The following is a 1,987-nucleotide window of genomic DNA, read 5'->3' on the forward strand; positions in this document are numbered from 1 at the left end:
CCACCGAGTGGCGCGGCACCCTCGCCACCGTCGCCGGGCTCGGCCTGCTGCTGCTCCCCGCCTCCGGCCCGGCCCCCGACGACACCCTCAGCGTCGCCGAGGCCCTCACCGTCTCCGGAGCCACCCTGGCCGTCATCGCGCTGCTCACCGCGCGCAAGGACCCCGGCCCGGGTCTGCGGCACGCCACCGCCTCCGGGCTGGCCTCCGCCGTGGCCTCCGCCCTGACCCAGACCGTCGCCGTCGCGGGCGGGCGCGGCGGCTCCCTGCTCAGCGTCCGGGTGGTCACCGTCGCCCTGCTCGTCGTGGTCTTCGCCGTCGGCGGGATGCTGCTCTCGCAGCGGGCCTACCGGGGCGGCCTCGGCGCCCCGCTCGCCGTGGTCAACCTGGCCAACCCGCTCGCCGCCGCCGTCATCGGCATGGTCCTGCTCGGCGAACGCCTTCAGGGCGGGGCCCTGGGCATCGTGCTGGCCGTGGCCGGGGCCCTCGCGGCCACCCGGGGCGTACTCCTGCTGACCCGGACGGCGCCCGTGCCGCGGACCGCCGAAAACCACCCCGTGCCGGCCGGTCATGTGACAGCATGATCGCCATGGCCGACCGCTCGTACCTCTCCCTGTGGTCCCGGGGCTCCGTGCTGTCCATCGGCTCGGTGGGCTCGGTGCTCTCCGTGGGCTCGGTGGGCAGCGTGCTCTCCGTCGGCTCCCTCGGCTCCGCCCTCTCCGTCGGCTCGGCGGCGTCCTGGCTGAGCGCGGGCTCCGCCTTCTCGGCCCGCTCGGCCTTCTCCCTCTTCTCCTACCGCTCCCGGGGCGGCCTCGCGGTGGCCGGCATCGGCGCCGTGACGGCCGCGGCCCTGGCCACCGGCCTGCTGCGGACCCGCCGCGGCTGAGAACCGCCGGGCCCGTGCCTGCGTCCTCCCCACCGTAGAGACGCGGACCAACGAGCGGAGTGAACGACCATGGGCATCATCGGCTGGATCGTCCTGGGCCTGCTGGCCGGAGGCATCGCCAAGATCCTGCTGCCCGGCCGGGACCCCGGCGGCCTCATCGGCACCACCCTCATCGGCGTCGCGGGCGCCTTCATCGGGGGCTGGCTCTCCGCCAAGTTCCTGGACCGCCCGATCGAGAACCACTTCTTCGACCTCGCCACCTGGGGCTCCGCCATCGCGGGCTCCCTCGTCCTCCTCATCGGCTACCGCATCCTCTTCGGCAACTCCCGCGACTAGCGGGCCAGACCCCGCCGCATACGCTGGGCCCCGCACGGCGCGACCCACGAGATGCGAGGAGCCCACAGTCAGATGAGCGTCACCCCAGTGCCCACCGCCGACCTCTACGACGAGCACGGCGAGAGCCTCGGCATCTGCACCACCGCCTTCCGGACCGTCGGCGGCCGCCGCCTCTTCGCCGGGCCGGTGCGCACCGTCCGCTGCCACGAGGACAACGCCCTGCTGCGCGAACTCCTCCACACCCCCGGCGAAGGAGCCGTCCTCGTCATCGACGGCGGCGGTTCGCTGCGCACCGCCCTCGTCGGCGACCTCATCGCCGGAGCGGCGGAGCGGTCCGGCTGGGCCGGGCTCATCGTCAACGGTGCCGTCCGCGACAGCGTCGCCCTGGGCGGCCTCGACCTCGGAGTCCATGCGCTCGGCACCTGCCCCCGCAAGAGCGGCAAGACCGGCGCGGGCGCCGTCGACGAGCCCGTCACCATCGGCGGCGTCACCTTCCGCCCCGGCGACACCGTGTACGCGGACGACGACGGCGTCGTGGTCCTGCCCGCCGGCTGACCCGGCCCCCAGGGGGCGAAATCGCGCCAGGAGCGGACCACGGACCCTGGCGGCCGGCGCCGCGCAGCCGCTTCACTGCGGGCCCATGAGACGACACAGGATCATGGGCCTGCTCGGCGCGCTCGCCCTCGCCGCGGGCACCCTGGCCGCCGCCGGACCCGCGGCGGCCGCCCCCGCGGACCCCCCGCCCGCCGAGTTCGGCACCGACTGGCA

At 75.5% G+C, this 1,987-nt stretch carries 3 protein-coding genes and 1 pseudogene; all 4 read left to right on the plus strand.

Annotated features, from left to right (window positions below):
* Positions 1-581 (plus strand): annotated as a pseudogene (locus tag VR44_RS48585) (hypothetical protein); the annotation flags it as partial.
* Positions 578-883, plus strand: coding sequence for a hypothetical protein (locus VR44_RS28205; RefSeq protein ID WP_094191964.1), 306 nt, complete (start codon positions 578-580; stop codon positions 881-883). The pseudogene VR44_RS48585 and the gene VR44_RS28205, both read left to right, overlap by 4 nt.
* A gap of 69 nt (positions 884-952) precedes the next feature.
* A complete protein-coding gene (locus VR44_RS28210) occupies positions 953-1,219 on the plus strand; it encodes a GlsB/YeaQ/YmgE family stress response membrane protein (RefSeq protein ID WP_045950433.1) in 267 nt (88 codons plus the stop codon).
* Positions 1,220-1,291: 72 nt separating this feature from the next.
* Positions 1,292-1,774 carry a ribonuclease E activity regulator RraA gene (gene rraA / locus VR44_RS28215; protein ID WP_045950434.1) on the plus strand — a complete coding sequence of 161 codons (483 nt, stop codon included), beginning with the start codon at positions 1,292-1,294 and terminating at the stop codon, positions 1,772-1,774.
* Positions 1,775-1,987: the final 213 nt, after the last annotated feature.

Origin of the sequence: Streptomyces katrae, assembly GCF_000966975.1 — a bacterium.
GTDB classification, from domain to species: Bacteria; Actinomycetota; Actinomycetes; order Streptomycetales; family Streptomycetaceae; genus Streptomyces; species Streptomyces katrae.

Bases quoted from the DNA above. Each gene is read 5' to 3' on its own strand.
- VR44_RS28205 (WP_094191964.1), top strand. From the start codon at position 578: ATGATCGCCATGGCCGACCGCTCGTACCTCTCCCTGTGGTCCCGGGGC.
- VR44_RS28210 (WP_045950433.1), top strand. From the start codon at position 953: ATGGGCATCATCGGCTGGATCGTCCTGGGCCTGCTGGCCGGAGGCATC.
- rraA (WP_045950434.1), top strand. From the start codon at position 1,292: ATGAGCGTCACCCCAGTGCCCACCGCCGACCTCTACGACGAGCACGGC.